Annotated in this window: 17 protein-coding genes; 4 read left to right on the forward strand and 13 right to left on the reverse strand. The window is 33.4% G+C overall.

Translation table 11 applies throughout. The features are described 5' to 3' along the window. Both E0F91_RS15885 and E0F91_RS15890 read right to left on the reverse strand, forming a co-directional pair. Positions 1–233: ISAon1 family transposase N-terminal region protein (locus E0F91_RS15885; RefSeq protein ID WP_207919034.1), on the reverse strand; the 233-nt coding region annotated here is incomplete at its 3' end. A 223-nt stretch (positions 234–456) separates the two neighbouring features. Further along, entirely contained in the window at positions 457–1866 is a 1410-nt protein-coding gene (locus E0F91_RS15890; protein WP_132067400.1) for a glycosyltransferase family 2 protein, read from the reverse strand. Positions 1867–2087: 221 nt separating this feature from the next. Here E0F91_RS15890 and E0F91_RS15895 point away from each other — a divergent pair, with 221 nt between their 5' ends. Beyond that, entirely contained in the window at positions 2088–3005 is a 918-nt protein-coding gene (locus E0F91_RS15895) for a bestrophin family protein (protein WP_132067401.1), read from the forward strand. Positions 3006–3042: 37 nt separating this feature from the next. Here the strand turns inward: E0F91_RS15895 and E0F91_RS15900 are convergent, their stop codons facing one another. The 9 genes from E0F91_RS15900 to E0F91_RS15940 all read right to left on the reverse strand — a co-directional run bounded on the left by E0F91_RS15900 (position 3043) and on the right by E0F91_RS15940 (position 12010). Continuing rightward, positions 3043–5310: an acyl-CoA dehydrogenase family protein gene (locus tag E0F91_RS15900; protein WP_132067402.1), complete on the reverse strand. Its 2268-nt coding sequence runs from the start codon at positions 5308–5310 to the stop codon at positions 3043–3045. Positions 5311–5453: 143 nt separating this feature from the next. After that, on the reverse strand, positions 5454–6386 hold the full coding sequence (locus E0F91_RS15905; RefSeq protein ID WP_132067403.1) for a transglutaminase: 933 nt from the start codon (positions 6384–6386) through the stop codon (positions 5454–5456). 22 nt (positions 6387–6408) lie between these two features. Then, complete coding sequence (locus E0F91_RS15910) at positions 6409–7260, reverse strand: substrate-binding domain-containing protein (RefSeq protein ID WP_132067404.1); 852 nt, start codon at positions 7258–7260, stop codon at positions 6409–6411. Continuing rightward, positions 7260–7787, reverse strand: coding sequence for a GNAT family N-acetyltransferase (locus E0F91_RS15915; protein WP_132067405.1), 528 nt, complete (start codon positions 7785–7787; stop codon positions 7260–7262). The genes E0F91_RS15910 and E0F91_RS15915 overlap by 1 nt, the downstream gene beginning before the upstream one ends. Before the next feature lie 186 nt (positions 7788–7973). After that, complete coding sequence (locus E0F91_RS15920; RefSeq protein WP_132067406.1) at positions 7974–9098, reverse strand: SDR family oxidoreductase; 1125 nt, start codon at positions 9096–9098, stop codon at positions 7974–7976. 93 nt (positions 9099–9191) lie between these two features. Continuing rightward, complete coding sequence (locus E0F91_RS15925) at positions 9192–10061, reverse strand: nucleoside phosphorylase (RefSeq protein ID WP_132067407.1); 870 nt, start codon at positions 10059–10061, stop codon at positions 9192–9194. A 114-nt stretch (positions 10062–10175) separates the two neighbouring features. After that, positions 10176–10505, reverse strand: coding sequence for a translation initiation factor (locus tag E0F91_RS15930; protein WP_073351110.1), 330 nt, complete (start codon positions 10503–10505; stop codon positions 10176–10178). Positions 10506–10561: 56 nt separating this feature from the next. Then, positions 10562–10945, reverse strand: a complete 384-nt coding sequence (locus E0F91_RS15935) for a GxxExxY protein (protein WP_132067408.1) — start codon at positions 10943–10945, stop codon at positions 10562–10564. Between the two features lie 114 nt (positions 10946–11059). Further along, positions 11060–12010 (reverse strand): isopenicillin N synthase family dioxygenase, encoded by a 951-nt coding sequence (locus tag E0F91_RS15940; protein WP_132067409.1) that lies wholly within the window; start codon positions 12008–12010, stop codon positions 11060–11062. Positions 12011–12180: 170 nt separating this feature from the next. Here E0F91_RS15940 and E0F91_RS15945 point away from each other — a divergent pair, with 170 nt between their 5' ends. Beyond that, complete coding sequence (locus tag E0F91_RS15945; RefSeq protein WP_132067410.1) at positions 12181–14157, forward strand: alpha-ketoacid dehydrogenase subunit alpha/beta; 1977 nt, start codon at positions 12181–12183, stop codon at positions 14155–14157. Positions 14158–14368: 211 nt separating this feature from the next. On the opposite strand, the gene E0F91_RS15950 is transcribed toward E0F91_RS15945, so the two are convergent. Further along, entirely contained in the window at positions 14369–15262 is an 894-nt protein-coding gene (locus E0F91_RS15950) for a LysR family transcriptional regulator (protein WP_132067411.1), read from the reverse strand. A 95-nt stretch (positions 15263–15357) separates the two neighbouring features. Here E0F91_RS15950 and E0F91_RS15955 point away from each other — a divergent pair, with 95 nt between their 5' ends. Continuing rightward, complete coding sequence (locus E0F91_RS15955; protein WP_132067412.1) at positions 15358–15951, forward strand: NAD(P)H-dependent oxidoreductase; 594 nt, start codon at positions 15358–15360, stop codon at positions 15949–15951. Between the two features lie 2 nt (positions 15952–15953). Next, positions 15954–16244 carry a putative quinol monooxygenase gene (locus E0F91_RS15960; protein WP_132067413.1) on the forward strand — a complete coding sequence of 97 codons (291 nt, stop codon included), beginning with the start codon at positions 15954–15956 and terminating at the stop codon, positions 16242–16244. A 90-nt stretch (positions 16245–16334) separates the two neighbouring features. Here E0F91_RS15960 and E0F91_RS15965 read toward each other — a convergent pair whose 3' ends face one another. Further along, a complete protein-coding gene (locus E0F91_RS15965) occupies positions 16335–17879 on the reverse strand; it encodes a hypothetical protein (protein WP_132067414.1) in 1545 nt (514 codons plus the stop codon). Positions 17880–17935: the final 56 nt, after the last annotated feature.

The raw sequence follows: 17935 nt of genomic DNA on the forward strand, positions 1-17935 counted from the left end.
GTAATATGTAGATATACCTGATGTCCCCGAATAGGAAAATCCTGAACTGTAATTTCATCAAAGAAGCCTTTTGAGCTTAACTTATACGGTCTGTATTCTTTAGGAATCGAATTTATCTCTTTAAGAAATATATGCAAGACTTCATCTCCTTTCTTGTAAGACGTCAATTCAAAATATTCAACAATGATTTCAGGTAATAATAACTTGATTAGTTCGCTATAGGAGTCTTGCATTTGGTATAATTTGGAAACACAAATATCTAGATTTTAATATTTCCCCACAACATTTTGTCTTGATCCCTTTTATTTCTATAAAAATACCCCCAAATAGTATCAAACTTTTTGGGGGCAATTTATTGTGACGGTTTTTTTTGTCAGCATATCTTGTACTAGCAACCATAATGAAATCCTACTATTCTTGTTGAGTAACTTTAAGTAGATATCGCTGTATTATCTTTTATTTTTGAGACAATTCTCGAGTCAACCAACCGCTACGGCCAGCAGTTGCAATGGCATAAGGTGAAATCCAAAAAAGTCCAAAAGTAAATAGTACGCTGTAGGCATAAGCCCATAAGGACTCTGAAATACTATACTTTTTAGCATAAAAAAGCATTGGAAAACTAGATAAAATGAGTATTCCTAGAAGTGTAGAACTTAAAAATAATAATGGATGGACGATGATAAAAAATAACATAAAAAGTAGAAACGGGTAAGTCATCAAAATTGTTAGAAATTGGTTTGTAAATAACAATCTCGTTCCAACTTTGGATTCTTTTTTAAAGTCAGTAAAAACATATTTTGCCATAGCTAAATTTTCACGAACATTACTTCTACCCCAACGAATGAACATTTTGTACAATCCCTGATATTTTTCCGGAACATCTGTTAGAACTAATGCATTGCGTTGAAAAAGTACTTTTTCACCTTGCTTTAATATCATATTAGTCATCGCACGATCTTCACCAATATCAGAAGCTACACCCATAAAAGTCTGGTTAATCCACTCTGGAAGACATTTGAAAACAGCCGAACTGCGATAAGCGGCTAAAGCTCCTGGAGTACATAATACACTTCCTAATTGACTTTCTACCGATCGCACAAATTCGAAACTCATAACAAAACTTACGTTTAGCATTTTAGGCAAAATAGCGCTTTGTTTATTCAAGACACGAACATTTCCTGCAACAGCTCCACAATTTTTATCTACTACAAATGGACTTACTAAGTTTCTTAATGTATTTGGTTTAATAATCGAATCACTGTCAATAGTTACAAAAATTTCACCAGTTCCTAAGTTGAAACCACGGTATAATGCGTGTCTTTTACCTCTATTTTCAGGTTGTTGAAAAACAACTATTTGATCACCTAACTCTTCTTTTGCTTTTTTCATCCAATACCATGTATCATCTTTACTTCCATCATCGATTGCTAAAATTTGTAATTTATGTTTTGGAAAATCACTATTGGCAATACTCAATAATGTCTGATATACCAGGTTACCTTCGTTGTAAGCAGGAACAATTATGGTACAGGTGGGCAACAATTCCTCAGACACTGATTCAATGGCTTTATACTGAAAGTACAAGTATACATTATACAGTAAGAATCCAACTTTAAAAATCAGCAAAGCTATAGTAACTGATAGAAAAGCAAATCCTATTGGCGAGTTAATTCTACTTTGGTTAAAACGGTATAAATCGGGTTGTTGAAAGTATACTAGTATAGCGCCCATAATCAACAGCACCATAGTAGCTGATAAAACGATTCGATTAAACAATTTACTTTGATCTTGTTTTTGTTCGGTTACAGTTGCTGATTCTTTCTTGGTAAAGAGAGTTTTTTGTGGTGTTAAGGTTTGTGTTTTCATATGATGGGCTAGATTGAGGTTTTTATTTTTTTAAAAGTAGTCAAGTACTATTCCAAATAAAATAAACACTGAAAATCAAATACTTACTATGATGTAAGGTTTTTACAACTGTGTAAAAATTACCCATAGTGTTCCCATTGCCCCATTTCCGACTTTTCTAATTATCGGAAACCAAATATAAACGTAGCCTGGGAATTGGTATATTTTACTAAATTTGCGGTATGATTATAAAGAAAAAAACAAACTGGTTTGGAATGCTTTTTGAATGGAATGGTTCCGTTCTTCCTCAATTATTGCCGCGCTTATTTATACTGTTCCTCTATACTATAGCTATTGTTTATTTTAGAGATACTTTACTTGGATATCACCTTTATATTAATCCAGCTATTTTTACGCTTTTCGGAATTGCCTTGGCTATTTTCCTTGGATTCAGAAATACGGTCAGTTATGATCGTTTTTGGGAAGGCCGAAAGCTTTGGGGAGCACTTTTAAATGATACTCGTTCGCTTGCTAGACAATCACATACGTTGATAGACGGGTTGGATTATCACAAACAACGTACTCAGTTTATACTACTCCTGATCGCATTGGTTCATGCTTTAAAGCACCAATTAAGAAAAACGAATGCTGATTCTGATATGAATCGCCTATTAGTAAATTCGTTGGATAAAAAAATGCAAACAGCAGTTTACAAACCCATTATTATTTTAAAAGAACTCGGACTTTGGGTAAATACAGCAAAAAAAGAGGGTAAATTAGATAGTATCACACAGGTTGCTTTTGATGAAAATCTAAATAAATTGTCAGATATTATAGGAGGTTGCGAAAGGATTGCTAGTACACCCATACCTTATACCTATAGTGTTTTACTGCATCGCACAGTATATATTTATTGCTTTTTACTTCCTTTTGGTTTTGGCGAAAGCATGTTATGGACTTTACCTTTTGTAACTGTTTTTATTGCCTATACCTTTGTAGCTCTTGAAGCGATTGCTGATGAGTTAGAAGATCCATTTGGTATAGAGCCCAATGATTTAGCTCTAAATGCGATGTCCGAAATGATCGAAAACACACTTTTAGAGCTAGATAATAAACAAATAGAACCAATAAAACTGGCTAAATATTATTATATCACTTAGATTTTGAAAAATAAAAAAGTGATTGATTAATTACAGATCAATGTTTTAAAAAGGCAATTGGGGCAGCAAGGCAGCTGTCAGGAATAGCAAAAGCATTAACTAAGGAAACAGCATCTGGTCTAATTTCCCAGCAAAGCTGATTGACCATCTTGCGTATTGCTTTAGTTTTTACGGCTTCCATATACCCATCTTCTAGGTACCATCCTTTATTTTTTTCAATTTGAGAAAGCGCATATAATTGACACATTTTTACCATGATTTCTTTACTTTTTTGATCTTCTATCAAACGAATACCTTCTTGAAACTGCTCTAAAACAATTCGTTCGAGATAGGCTTGAGCAACATCAATCATTTGATGCTGAACTATATTAAAGGCATCGTAAGGATCTAGTCCGCTGTCAATTAGTTTTTTCAAACGCTTTGCTGCCGAAGCTAAAGTTGTTTTTTCTCGGTATTGAAAAGCCTCCAAATGAAACTCTCCATCCATTAAATGAGCATCCTCGGTTTTTCGGGTTACAATTGGATTTTTTTCAGAAATAACTGTTTTAGCATTTTCATAAACATAGTTGATTATTCCCATGGCATCCATTTGTCCAAATGATTTTCGAAATTCTGACAAACGGTTTTTAGCTACTAATTGCATTAATACGGTATTGTCTCCTTCAAAAGTAGTATAGATTTCGGTATCATTTTTTAAGGCGTCGATACGATTTTCGGATAAATAAGCTTTACCTCCACAAGCCTCGCGACATTCTTGCAAAACAGCAGTCGTATTCCAAGTAGAGTAGGCTTTCATGCCAGCAGCAAGGGATTCAATTTCCTGCATTTCAGATTCGTTTTTAGCTATGAAACGCTTCGTAACGTATTGTAAAGCAAAATGGGTTGCATACGTTTTTGCCAGCAACGGTAGCAGTCTGCGTTGATGAATGCGGTAATTTAATATAGGAACTTCTGAACCTCCTTCTGGACCAAATTGTTTGCGCTGGTCGCTATATTTAATGGCTATTGTTAATCCTGATTTGGCTGCAGCCAAGGCAGATCTCGGAATTCCAATTCGGCCTCCAACCAAGGTTCCTAGCATGGTAAAAAAGCGTCTATTATCGCTAGGAATTGGGCTTTCAAATTCGCCTTTTTCATTAATAGAAGCAAATCGATCTAGCATGTTTTCTTTTGGAATCACAACATTATCAAAGCGAATAGTTCCATTATCAACCCCATTAAGACCCATTTTAAGTCCGCAATCACCAATAGTAATTCCCTCAAGAACGGTACTGTTAGCATCCCGAAGCGGAACGATAAAGGCATTCACCCCATAATCAGTTTCACCAATGATTAATTTAGCAAAAACTGTAGCCATTTGTCCGTGTACTGCTGCATTACCAATGTATTCTTTCTGCGCCTTTTCGTGTGGTGTATGAATGGTAAATGTTTGGTTTTTATGATTGTAGGTAGCTGTCGTTTCCATTCCTTTTACATTAGAACCATGATTTGTTTCCGTCATAGCAAAACAGCCTGGAAGCTGGAGTGAACCAATATCTTTTAAGTACTTACTATAGTGTTTTTCTGTACCAAGAGATTGAACGCTCATTCCCCAAAGTCCAAATTGCACGCCAAACTTGATTACTAAACTTAAATCGTGGTAACTCAATGTTTCCATTATAGCAAAATAATCGGCGATGTTTTCACCACCACCATATTGCTTCGGATAGGCCATATTTCCTAAGTTTTCATCTGCTAATGTTTTACACCAGCTGTAAACTTTTTCACGATAAACTGCGGTATCAGTAGACGTTTCGTAAGCAAATTCAGGACGGCTAATAACAGACTTTACTTTTTTAATAATTGCGGCTTGTTTTCCATCAAGAATTTGAGTTAGTTTTTCTATCTCAAATCTATTGTTGGTTTGATCCTTTGAGGTAAAGGTATTGGCTAAAGTTTTGAAATTGCCCATAGCTTCCTCACCTGAAATTCCTAAATCAATTTCGAGTTGAACAAAAGCAGCGCTTTGATCTTTGATAATTTTATCCATTTCAGAAAGTAAGATAGAAAGATTAAAAAGAGATTTGACCGAAGGATTTTCTTGAATAACGGTCTCAATCTCAAATTTCCAATGGTCTACTACCTCTCTGGATGGAGGCGATGAAACGGCAAGTTTTGAAAGAAGATTTTCTCGTTCCTCATTGGAAAGCCAACTCTGGGAAAGGATAAATTTTTGTAAAGTTAAAAATTCTGTATTAGTTAATAGATCGTCTGACCACACGAGATAAAAAAAAGGTATAAATGCTTTGAGCTTTGAATTTTTCATAGTACACTAAATTAAATAGGAATCTTAAGTTTGGTTAAGATAACAAAATTTAAATGGTTAAAACTCAAATTAACACCATTTTCACTTTCAGATAATACTAAATGAAAGCTATTTATTTGCAAATAAGAAAAACAAAAATGGTATTAATCCAATGTCAAAGCACCGAGGATTTCTTCAGACATAAAGGGTCCTCCGGGATATTTGGCTGTATAATCTAGGTTCATCCAGATTTGTCCGCGCTCATCAACGTGATAATGGAGTTTGTTGTCTTTACTTTCATTTATAAATAAAATATTTTTTATTAGAAAGTTAACTTTTTCAAGATCAGTCTGAGAACCAATCAGTATTTCTGGATAAATATGTCCTGTAGTATGTATCAGTCGGGGAGTTCCTCCAATAGACTTGATACTGGCTGCCATTAGTATGGAATGATCATCACAATCGCCGGAAAAATAAAGCAGTGATTCTGTAGCTGTAGCAATATAATCGCGTGCTTTTGGATCGCTTACATAATTCCATCTACTATTTATTTCTTTAAAAACAGCAAAACATTGTATGATAGTTCTGTAATCAGAATATCCTTTCAGATTTTTAAAATGTTTTGAAGTAGCCATAATTGCAAAGTTCCTAACTTTAGGATTTTGATATTCTATCGCATTTACAATTTTTGATTTGTTAGGAAATGGTAGCAATTTTGCAATGATGATGTCTTGCGGATATGGATTATCAGACATGGTATACATAATTGAATTATAATCTTCAAAAACGCTGTTAAATCCATAGTTTCCAATAGTAGAACCATAAACTAAAACTAATAAATATATAATAATGCAAAAGAGAATAATCGTTCTTAGAAATCGAAGGATAATTTGAATGACTACAATCATTACTAAAAATAGAACTACTCTATCAATATTTAAAAACCAGTTTGGATTAATTAAATTTTGATGAACAATGATAAAAAGGGGTATAGCAATTAATATGTTTAGGACAAGAATAATAACGTCATCCCAAGGTTTTTTTACCTGAAATCGCTGTTTTAGACCTTGAAAATTAATTTTTTTTATTTTTATCATAGTGAAAAATAAAAACAGTAATCTATACTGTTTTTACAATATCCTCAAAAGTACCTTTTTTATCGATAATTTTAAGTTGAAAAAGTTGATTTTGAACTTTGTTTAACATTTCTGGGGTTAATAGTTTTTGCGACCACTCTGTTAAAGACAACCATTCTTGAATATCTTCAATTTTTTGATGGTAATTTGAAGCCAACGTTTTGTCAATACTTGGAATATCTTTAAAATCTTCTGTAGTTTGATTAATGATCGCTAAAATTTTTAAAATAATAGCTGGATTATTTTCCAAAACTTCTTCTCGAACTGCAATTACAAAACAAGGCCATGGTGTAGGGCAATCTGCAATTCTTCGAAAAATACCTTTATCCACAAGTGGTTTAGTCATAAAACGTTCCCACATAAAATAATCAGCAGTTCCATTTGTCAAGGCTTCGACAGCGCCATCAATGGTATTTATAATTTCAAACTCCAGATTATCTGTTTTCCATCCTTGATTATCAGCATTGACATACGCCATTAATTGCGAACCGGAACCTAATCTTGAAATAGCAACCTTTTTGTTTTCTAAGTCGGCTAATGTCTTATAATTTGATTTTGCTGCTACATGTATTCCCCAAATCAATGGAGTTTCCACATAAGTCTGAACTATTTTACTTGGATTTCCAGCAACGATATCTTTTACAATTCCTTCGGTAAGGATTACGGCGATATCTGTTTCACTATCCCGAAGCATTTGACACATTTTTCCGGTTCCTTCGGGAACATCAGTCCATTGTAAATCGATATTTTCTTTTTCGAAATCTCCGTTTTCTATGGCTAAATGCCAAGGTAAATTAAAATGTTCTGGAACGCCTGCAATTTTTATTATAGTCATTATACATTAGGATTTTTTAATTCATACCAGTTCCAAGAAATACCATCTTCAAGATATTGCTCGGTCATTTTCAGTCCGATTTTTTGTAATATTGTGTTTGAGGCGATATTATCTGTATGCGCTGCAGCTTCCATGATTTTGACTTTCATTACATTAAAACCATAATCCAACCAAGCAAAACTGGCTTCGCTGGCGTATCCATTGCCCCAGAATTTTTCATTTAACCGATAGCCAATATCGTAAAAGTCAACCTTTTTATTTACCATTTCGATGTTGTATTTTAATCCAGCCCAACCAATTAATTCATTGGTTTCTTTCAAAACAATCACGAATCGTCCAATATTATTTTGAATGTATTGTGCTCTAACAAGTTCTATATAGGAATGTACTTCGCTAATTTTAGTCAATGGTTTATTCCAAAGATATTGATGTACCTTAGGGTTGCTGTCCATTTCAAATAATGCTTTGGCATCTGAAACGAGCATTTCTCTTAAAATTAAGCGGTCGGTTTCTAAAATAAGATCCATTTTTATTGAAAATTTGATGGTTAACAATTGAGCCCCGATAGCAGTGAAAATCCTTTTTCTTTTTGCTGCCAAAAAGGAAAAGATTATTCACCATACTTTTATTTTTATTTGAGTTCAGTGAATTTCATTTGCAACGTATAGCAGGACACGAGCGTAGCGAACTGACGAAGTAAATAGCTCCTTAAATTACACATTAATGTCTTTAAAATTATTTAATCTTGCATGGGTAATCATCTTGGTAAACGCTTCTTGGTCCAATTTTGGTATTTCCAGAATGCTGTTCAATAACGTGGTATCGTATTCGTTGGCAGCAGCTGTAAAATATGGACTTAAGTGCTTTCCAATGCTTTCATAATACAGTTTTTCGATCGTATTTTTATATGTAAAATCAATAGAATTTTGTATTAAAGTAAAATTAGTGTAACCCACATCTTTCATAATCAACTGCAGTCCTTTAACCATATTGAAACTTTTGTTGTGCACAATGTTCAGTTGCTCAATGTCATTTCTTTGAAACGTATTGACTATCACTTTCGCCACATAATCAACAGGGATAATGTTCAAAACGGTATCTTGATTCACAATAAAACGTACATTTTCTTGATCTCCTTTTCGCTGGGAAGTAAAGTGAAAGAATTTTGCCAAAAGATAAAAAACCATATATTTTGATATAAAATATTGATTTTCAGTCCCTAACATTTTTCCGCCAATAACACTTGGACGCAGAATTTGAAAAGGTAAATCTATTTTTTTACATTCTGCAGCGATATAGTTTTCCGAATGGAATTTGGCATTTTCATACGCATTGCGATGCTCTAGTTCAAATCCTAAACTATGAAAATCATTGTCGATCAGTCCTTTTCGGTTTCCCGAAGAAAAAGCGGTACCTATATAAATGAATTTTTTTATAAAAGGATGAAAGAGCTGAAAAATAGATTTGGTGATGGTTGTATTTTCATCAAAAATCTTTTCGCGCTGGGCTTCATCAGTAGATAAATTCACGAATCCAGCAGAATGGATAAAATAAGCATCTTTTATTTGGCTTGAAAAAGTATCTTGAATTTCAGCCAAATCGGTATCAATGATTTCAATGTATTCGTGTAGTTTTTCTAGGCCTTTTTCTTTTATAATTTTTGGCGTATAACTGCTCGATAAAAGTTCGTTTATGCGATCTAAAGCAGATTTTTTACCTTTATTTCGGGCAATTATAAAAAGTTTTCCATCAATTTTAGTGTTGATGAAAAGTTCCAGAATTTCATACATAATATGAGATCCTAGAACTCCTGTTGCACCTGTAAGAATTATTTTCATTATCGTTTTGTTCTAAAAACAAAAGTAGTTTTAAAAAAGCTTATATTATTTTTTAAAACTATAAATGTATGTGATTTTGAAAATTAGCATTGCTTATCCTAATGCAATTTTCTGCAATGTATACGCAATCAATTCATCAACGGCTTTGTATGGATCTTCGCTAAATGTTCCTGAAGCGCGATTGGCAATTATAGCGTTTAATGACAATGCATTATGTCCTAAAAGCGCCGAAAGCCCATAAATTGCTGCGGTTTCCATCTCTAAATTAGTGATTTGGTTGTCACCAAAATTAAAATTATCCATTTTAGAATTCAATTCTTCATCTTGAATATTCAAGCGCAACACTCGACCTTGTGGACCGTAAAAACCTCCGGCGGTTGCGGTAATTCCTTTGTGCATTTTTTCGCTCTCTATGATTTTTTCTAATTTTTCAGAACAAGCGATTACATAAGGTTTACCTTTTCGTAAATCCCAATTGGTGTGTTTCACAAAAGCATCTTCCATTTCAAGATTCGAAACTTCGTCAATCAAATAGGAGCGAAGCATGTTGTCTAATCCTAATCCAAATTTTGATAGTACAAAACTGTCTACAGGAATATCCGCTTGCAAAGAACCCGAAGTTCCAATTCGGATAATGTTCAACGAAGTCAAATTTTCTTTTGGTTGGCGGGTTTCCAAATCGATATTGACCAAAGCATCCAATTCGTTGATTACAATATCAATATTGTCAGGACCAATTCCTGTGGACATTACGGTAATTCGTTTGCCTTTGAAAATACCGGTTTGAGTTTTGAATTCTCTTTTTTGTGTCGAAAATTCAATACTGTCAAAAAATTGAGTGATTTTCTCCACGCGATTTTGATCTCCTACAAAGATGATGTCGTGTGCAATATGTTCTGGTTTTAAATTCAAATGGTATACACTACCGTCTGGATTTAATATTAATTCTGATGATTGTATCATTTGTTTTTATTTTAAATTTAGAGTTTAAAGTTCAGAGTTTCAAGTTGCTCAACTGAACATTAAAACTGAGACTATTCACTGAGACTGTTCACTGAGACTGCAAACTGCTCACTTTCATCCTCCAACTCGTTTTACTTTGAATCCTTTTTCCTTTAAGATAATCATTATTTTATCGCGATAATCTCCTTGAATGATGATAGCATCATCTTTAAAAGTACCACCAACACTCAATTTTGTTTTGATTTCTTTGGCTAGAATTTTAAAATCGGCGTCGCTTCCTTCGTAACCCTCAATTATGGTAGTCGCTTTTCCTTTTCGCTTTTCGAATTTACAAATCATAGGTTCTTTTTGAACGTATAATTCGTGCGGAACGGCTTCAACTGTTTCTTCAGGAAGTGGTTCGTGATCTGGAAAAAGATTTTTTAATTGGTCTTGTAAGTCCATAACTTTATAATTATTAAACGCGGATCAAACGGATTTCACGGATTGTCGCGGATTTTTTATTTTCTATTATTTTGATATACTTTTCTAATAAATTCCGGCTTTTTACCAAAGTTTAAAAGTAGTCCAACTTCGCAATTTGTCGCTTTTAGGTAATTGATTAATTGAAATTCATTTGCTTCGACCATATATTCTTGGGCTTTTAACTCTAAGATTACTAAATCATTTACAATAATATCAGCATAATAATCACCAACTTCAATTTCTTTATAATAAACTTTAATTTTTTTTTGCGCTTCAACATCAAAACCATTTGCTTTGAGTTCAAAATACAATGCGTTTTGATACACCCTTTCGAGAAAACCATATCCTAACTCATTATAAACGTCAAAGAATATCTTTATTATCGGCTTTGTTAATTCTTCATGTAAAATTGTACCCATAGATAAAAATATCAGCGTTTATCCTTAAAATCTGCGTTATCCGCGTTCCTATTTTTTTTAAAACAAAAAGACATCAAGCGAACTCGATGTCTTCCTTGAACTATATATTAAGAATTACTTTTTAATAAGCCCTAAATCTACTAAGCGCTCGTATAAATAATCACCGGCTGTAATATCTTCAAATTGTTTTGGGTTTTCTGCATCAATACAGTTTTCTAGACAATTCAACGGCATATCACTCACTGGATGCATAAAAAATGGAACAGAATAACGGGAAGTTCCCCATAATTCTCTTGGTGGATTAACCACTTGATGAATCGTAGATTTCAATTTGTTATTGGTATGACGCGATAACATATCACCTACATTAATCACTAATTCATCCGGTTCAGCAATGGCATCAATCCATTCTCCATTGTGGTTTTGTACTTGCAATCCTTTTCCTTGCGCACCCATCAACAAAGTAATCAAGTTGATATCACCATGAGCAGCAGCACGAATTGCGTTTGCTGGTTCTGATGTGATTGGTGGATAATGAATAGGTCTTAAGATTGAATTTCCGTCTTTGGCATAATTGTCAAAATAAAATTCATCTAAACCGAGACGCAAAGCCAAAGCTCTTAATACATAAACACCTGTTTTCTCCAGCATTTGGTAGGCTTCTTTACCAACTACGTTAAAACGAGGAAGTTTTTTTACTTCGACATTTTCAGGATATTCTGATGCGTATTTTGAATTCTCAGACACATATTGTCCAAAATGCCAAAATTCTTTCAAATCTCCTTCTTTTCTGCCTTTAGCATGCTCTGTTCCAAAAGAAACATAGCCTCTTTGTCCGCCTATGCCAGGGATTTCATAACTGTGTTTTGTTTCTAAAGGTAAAGCGAAAAAATTTCTAATTTCACTATACAATTCATCAACCAACTGGTCGTTTAAAAAATGCCCTTTGAGTGCTACGAAGCCAATATCTTCAAATGCACTTCCGATTTCATTTACAAATTTTTGTTTACGTGCCGGGTCATCCGACAGGAAATCACGCAAGTCAACACTAGGAATGTTTTGCATACTTTTAAATATTTTTAATAACTTGAAGGTTAAAAACCTTGCAGATACAAATGTAAAGAATAATTTTATATTTGAATTTTTAAATTTACAAACAACACGAAAAAATATAACAAATTAATACAAAACTGTTATATTTTTTTATCTTTGAACCATACAATAAAATTGAAAAAATGATCTTCGATAGAAAAAATCTTACTGACAATCAATTATTAGATTTATATAAAAGAATACTGAAACCAAGGCTTATAGAGGAGAAAATGTTGATTCTTATTCGGCAAGGAAAAGTATCCAAATGGTTTTCTGGAATAGGTCAAGAGGCTATTTCTGTTGGTGTTACGGCAGTTTTAGATTCGGATGAGTACATTTTACCAATGCACAGAAACTTAGGAGTTTTTACGGGAAGAGACATTCCGTTGTACCGTCTTTTTTCGCAATGGCAAGGCAAAGCCAATGGATTTACCAAAGGTCGTGATCGTAGTTTTCACTTTGGAACACAACAATATAAGATTATAGGTATGATTTCGCATCTCGGACCACAATTAGGAGTTGCTGACGGAATCGCTTTGGCCAATAAATTGAAGAGAAACGGAAAAGTTACCGCAGTTTTTACCGGTGAAGGAGCAACAAGTGAAGGTGATTTTCATGAAGCATTGAATATTGCTTCGGTTTGGGAATTACCAGTTCTATTTGTCATTGAGAATAATGGATATGGACTTTCTACGCCAACCAATGAACAGTATCGTTGTGAAAATTTGGCTGATAAAGGAAAAGGTTACGGAATGGAAAGTCATATTGTGGATGGGAATAATATTTTGGAAGTCTTTAATTTATTATCCGAATTGAAGGCTTCGATGAAAGAAAATCCACGTCCCGTTTTATTGGAATTTAAAACCTTCAGAATGCGCGGGCATGAAGAGGCGAGTGGTACTAAATACGTTCCGCAAGATTTAATGGATATGTGGGCGATTAAAGATCCAGTTGAAAATTACAGAAAATATTTAACCGAAAACGGCGTTCTTACCACCGATTTTGATGCGGCTTTACATGCTGAAATTAAAAAGGATATTGACGAAAGTTTGGCTATTGCCAATGCGGAACCGGAGATTGAGGCTTCTTTAAGTGAAGAACTAAATGATGTTTACAAACCGTATGTATTTGAACAAGTTAATCCATCAGAGGAAAACGAAAATATTCGTTTTATAGATGCCATTTCCAGTAGTTTGAGACAATCGATGGAACGTCATGAAAACTCCGTAATCATGGGGCAGGATATTGCTGAATATGGTGGTGCTTTCAAAATTACTGATGGTTTTGTTGCGCAGTTTGGTAAAGAACGTGTTATCAATACACCCATTTGCGAAAGTGCAGTAGTTTCAGCAGGAATGGGATTATCAATCAATGGATACAAAGCGATTGTGGAAATGCAGTTTGCCGATTTTGTTTCGACGGGATTTAATCCAATTGTCAATTTATTAGCCAAATCTCATTACCGTTGGTTAGAAAAAGCAGATGTTGTAGTCCGAATGCCTTGTGGTGGAGGAACGCAAGCGGGGCCTTTTCATTCGCAAACCAATGAAGCTTGGTTTACTAAAACACCGGGTTTAAAAGTGGTTTATCCAGCATTTCCGTATGATGCGAAAGGTTTGTTGAATACTTCCATAAACGACCCAAATCCTGTACTTTTCTTTGAACACAAACAATTATACCGAAGTGTTTACCAAGAGGTACCAAAAGACTACTACACAATTCCATTAGGAAAAGCGGCTTTGTTGAAAGAAGGAAATCAGGTTACGATTATTTCGTTTGGAGCAGCGGTACATTGGGCTTTGGAAACTTTAGCCAAAAATCCTGAAATTTCGGCAGATTTATTGGATTTAAGAACCTTACAGCCTTTGGATACCGAAGCTATTTTTGCTTCTGTGAAGAAAACAGGAAGAGTGATTATTTATCAGGAAGACAGCCTATTTGGTGGAATAGCCAGTGATATTTCGGCAATGATAATGGAAAACTGTTTCAAATATCTTGATGCGCCAGTAAAACGTGTAGCAAGTTTAGACTCACCAATTCCCTTTACAAAAGCATTGGAAGATCAATATTTGCCAAAAGGTAGATTTGAAAATGATCTAAAAGACCTCTTGGCATATTAATTATAAGTTTTTAATTGGGTTATTTTTAGAGTTTTAATTCTAAAAATAACCTAATATCCAATAGATAATTATAAAAATTAGAATTGTGCCAAAACAGCCACCGCCTAATTTTTTGGCTCCGTAACCTGCGAGTATTGTCTTGAAAAATCCATTCATAAGTTTAAAATTTAGTGTTTTATAAAATTAAAATATATTTCCAGAATAACAAATTTTAGTTTAACTCAATGAAGATTTTCTTAATCAAGGCGATTTCTTCCTCATATATTGTCTTTTTTCGGGTTGCAAAATAGAGTGTGTTTTTTAGTGGTGTTTTTCCTTCCCAAATTAGTTTTATCTTTCCATTATCAATTTCTTTACGGCAAAGAAAATCAGGAACAACGGCTAATCCTTTGCCACTGCTCAAACAACGTACGATAGAATTTAGATTTGGAACAATATAATTAGGTCTGAAATCAGGATGCTTATTGAAATTTAATTGCCAAAAACGACGCAAATGTTCCATGTCGCCTGTGGTTCCGTACCATTTTTGTTGCTTTAACCAAAGTTCGATTTCTTCTAAATTTTCATTTTTTCCTACCGAATTGAATTCCAAATCGTCAATTTCGCTACCGCCAACAAGCACAATAGTTTCAGATGAAAATGCTTGATATTCGATGGCATTTTTAACCACCATTTGTGGTGTAATGATTAAATCCAGAATTCCTTTTTCTAAATTTTCAACCATTTCAGGATAATCTCCAAATTGAATAATCACATTAAATGGCAAGGTCGAAATATACTGTTCCAGTGTAATTTGGAATGTTTCAAAACACATTCCCACACTTATTGTTGGCGTATTTTTCTCGGTGCTGCGTTGAAAATTTTTCTCGGCTTCCTCCAATTTAGTTAATGCTTCAATGATGAAATTATAGAGTACCTTTCCTTTTTCGGTAGGAACCATTTTTCGACCCGTTCGGTCAAATAATTTGTAACCCACATAATTCTCCAAAGAACTCAAGTGTAGACTCACACCTGGTTGTGAAATAAATAATACTTCCGCTGCGCTGGTCAACGTTCCAGTTTTATAAACTGCTTTAAACGTTCGATACCATTCTAAATTCACCATAACTATTATAATTATGATACAAAGGTATGAATTATGTTATTTTAATAATAGACTTTCTCGTTCTAACTTTGCACAATCAAATTAAAATAGAAATTATGACAAAAATATTTATAATCAATGGCGGACAAAAGTTTGGCCATTCTGGAGGACGTTTTAATGAAACTATTTCGAACGAAACCTTGAATTTTTTTATGAGGAATAGCGATTTCGAAGTGAAAACTACGAACATCAATGACGATTACAATCCTGTTGCTGAAGTGGAGAAATTTGTTTGGGCAGATGTAATCATTTACCACACGCCAATATGGTGGTTCCAGTTGCCACACGGTTTTAAAAAATATATTGATGTGGTTTTTACTGAAGGTCACGCCAAAGGAATTTATAAAAGTGATGGACGTTCCGCTGAAAATCCGACCATTAATTACGGAACAGGAGGAATGCTTCACGGCAAAAAATATATGTTGACCACCTCTTGGAATGCACCAAAAGAAGCTTTTACTTTACCTGGAGAATTTTTCAATCAGCATAGTGTGGATGAAGGACCGTTATTTGGTTTTCACCGAATGAACGCTTTTACAGGAATGCAACCGATGCAAAGTATTCACTTTCATGACATTGAAAAAAATGTAAATGTTGAAAATGATCTTAAAGTATATCAAAACCATTTAACACAACTATTTTTAAATTAATTATGCCAATAAATCTAACAGTTATCCTAAAAAGTAAACCAGAAAGTAAAGAAACGTTCAAATCACTATTACTGGATTTGGTTCAAAATTCAACTAAAGAAGCCGCTTGTTTACAGTACGATTTACATCAAAGTGTGGAAGAGTCAACTATTTTTATTTTTCACGAAATTTGGGAAAATGAAGTGGGATTAAAGCTTCATAATGAGCAATCGTATCTTATTTCGTTTTTCGAAAATGTAAAACCATTGTTGCAAGAACCGCCAATTGTTTATAGAACAGAGAAATTAGCGTAATAAATAGGGTATAATTTTCAATTTTTCAACGGTAAAAAAATATAAGTTACCAAAAAGGAGGTCTTGAACCTCCTTTCGTCAATTAAAGTCTTATCGATTAATCAATTTGGCTTTTTCCTTAATAATATCGCTTATTTTTCGGTTTTCAATTTTGCTTTCGAGCCAAGAAATAATATCAAGATAAAGGAAAGCTCTTTTTTCATAGGTGTTTTTTTCCAATTCAATAAATCGTTGTCTCATTTTTACAAATTCCTTTTTGATATCTGTTGGATAAATGGAGTTCAAATTTTTCAAAAACTTAATGATTTCTTTTTGCACTTCATGTAAATCATTCATTTTGATCAAGAATTTATAGGTGTTTTTTAACTGATTTTCCAGATAATAATCTTTTCCTAATTCATAATGCGCAATCAAACAGAGTAATCTGGCAAAACACATCAAATCTTCTCGCATCGAGAGATTTTTGTTATTTATGATTTTCTCTAAATAAAAGATACACTCCGCATATTTTTCGTTGCCAAAATAAATAGATGCAAATTTATAATAGAACAACATTTCGTGGTGTTCATCAAGATGATCCGTATGAATTTTTAATTTATTTAATACTTCGGGAATTAAATACTCACTTTCGGCAAAAGTTCCCTCCAGAATATGGTAGTTCAATTTATTATTGTAGACATATAAAAATGATAATGACGCAATGTTATCATTTACCGGGAAATGGGAATCTTTGATGGTATCTTCAAGCAGTTCTAAATACTTTTTAAATTTAGATTTGTACTTCAACATGTATAAAGATTCCAACAAATAATGATTTCCTTTTAGAAAAAATACCGGATTTAAATGAATCATACTAGGATTATCATAAAACAAGGTCACCCATTTTAAAGAATATTTGTAACACGAAAGAAAATCCTGCACCAGAAAACTTCTCCAAAGATTGGCGTTATAAAACCAATATTTCTCCCTAAATCCAAATTTTTTCTCATCAAATTTAGAAATGTGTTTATGGAAATAATCGTCTATATATTTATATTCTTCGTCACTTTTTACATAACCGGTTTTAAGCATAATGCCATATAACTGAAGAGATAAATTGGACAATTTACTGGAAATGGTATTGCGATAATTTAATTCTTTGGCTTGAACGACTAATTCATCAGCGCGTCCTTGAATACTTCGGGTGATGTATTGTGATTCAATTAATTTTTCGAATTCTACAATTTCATACGCCATCAATTTTTCGTCATTCTCCAAAGCTGAAATTTTTGTTTTGTCCAAAATTTTCAAACTCTGCTTGTACAATCCTTTATTGTATAATATGGCAGCAAAATCAATTTGCTCTCTCAACTGATACCTAATGTTCTGGCTTGGAATATTCAAACGGATGCTAACCAGAATTTGCTTGTACAAATACGATTTTAGATTCGATAATTGTACTTTCTTGATGATGCCACTTTTTAGAATAAGTTTCTCATCATAGACTTCTGATTTGTCCAAGATATTGAATAATTCGATGAATTTTGTATTGGAACTGGTTTCTAATCGGCTTGCAAAAATCTTGAATTGTCTTTTTTCAGATTTTGAAAGGGATTTAATTAATACAAACAAGAAATCTTTTTGATGGTTAGCCATTGTAAAATGTGGTCTCTTAACGTTTTGTTTTTCAGATGATTACAAAGTATTTAAAT

The organism is Flavobacterium sandaracinum, assembly GCF_004349135.1.
In the GTDB taxonomy this organism is placed as follows: domain Bacteria; phylum Bacteroidota; class Bacteroidia; order Flavobacteriales; family Flavobacteriaceae; genus Flavobacterium; species Flavobacterium sandaracinum.

Excerpts from the sequence above, each read along its gene's own strand:
- E0F91_RS15950 (WP_132067411.1), bottom strand. The coding sequence starts at position 15,262 with ATGGTGAATTTAGAATGGTATCGAACGTTTAAAGCAGTTTATAAAACT.
- E0F91_RS15900 (WP_132067402.1), bottom strand. The coding sequence starts at position 5,310 with ATGAAAAATTCAAAGCTCAAAGCATTTATACCTTTTTTTTATCTCGTG.
- E0F91_RS15930 (WP_073351110.1), bottom strand. The coding sequence starts at position 10,505 with ATGGACTTACAAGACCAATTAAAAAATCTTTTTCCAGATCACGAACCA.
- E0F91_RS15945 (WP_132067410.1), top strand. The coding sequence starts at position 12,181 with ATGATCTTCGATAGAAAAAATCTTACTGACAATCAATTATTAGATTTA.
- E0F91_RS15935 (WP_132067408.1), bottom strand. The coding sequence starts at position 10,945 with ATGGGTACAATTTTACATGAAGAATTAACAAAGCCGATAATAAAGATA.
- E0F91_RS15895 (WP_132067401.1), top strand. The coding sequence starts at position 2,088 with ATGATTATAAAGAAAAAAACAAACTGGTTTGGAATGCTTTTTGAATGG.
- E0F91_RS15955 (WP_132067412.1), top strand. The coding sequence starts at position 15,358 with ATGACAAAAATATTTATAATCAATGGCGGACAAAAGTTTGGCCATTCT.
- E0F91_RS15920 (WP_132067406.1), bottom strand. The coding sequence starts at position 9,098 with ATGAAAATAATTCTTACAGGTGCAACAGGAGTTCTAGGATCTCATATT.
- E0F91_RS15910 (WP_132067404.1), bottom strand. The coding sequence starts at position 7,260 with ATGACTATAATAAAAATTGCAGGCGTTCCAGAACATTTTAATTTACCT.
- E0F91_RS15890 (WP_132067400.1), bottom strand. The coding sequence starts at position 1,866 with ATGAAAACACAAACCTTAACACCACAAAAAACTCTCTTTACCAAGAAA.
- E0F91_RS15925 (WP_132067407.1), bottom strand. The coding sequence starts at position 10,061 with ATGATACAATCATCAGAATTAATATTAAATCCAGACGGTAGTGTATAC.
- E0F91_RS15940 (WP_132067409.1), bottom strand. The coding sequence starts at position 12,010 with ATGCAAAACATTCCTAGTGTTGACTTGCGTGATTTCCTGTCGGATGAC.
- E0F91_RS15915 (WP_132067405.1), bottom strand. The coding sequence starts at position 7,787 with ATGGATCTTATTTTAGAAACCGACCGCTTAATTTTAAGAGAAATGCTC.
- E0F91_RS15965 (WP_132067414.1), bottom strand. The coding sequence starts at position 17,879 with ATGGCTAACCATCAAAAAGATTTCTTGTTTGTATTAATTAAATCCCTT.
- E0F91_RS15905 (WP_132067403.1), bottom strand. The coding sequence starts at position 6,386 with ATGATAAAAATAAAAAAAATTAATTTTCAAGGTCTAAAACAGCGATTT.
- E0F91_RS15960 (WP_132067413.1), top strand. The coding sequence starts at position 15,954 with ATGCCAATAAATCTAACAGTTATCCTAAAAAGTAAACCAGAAAGTAAA.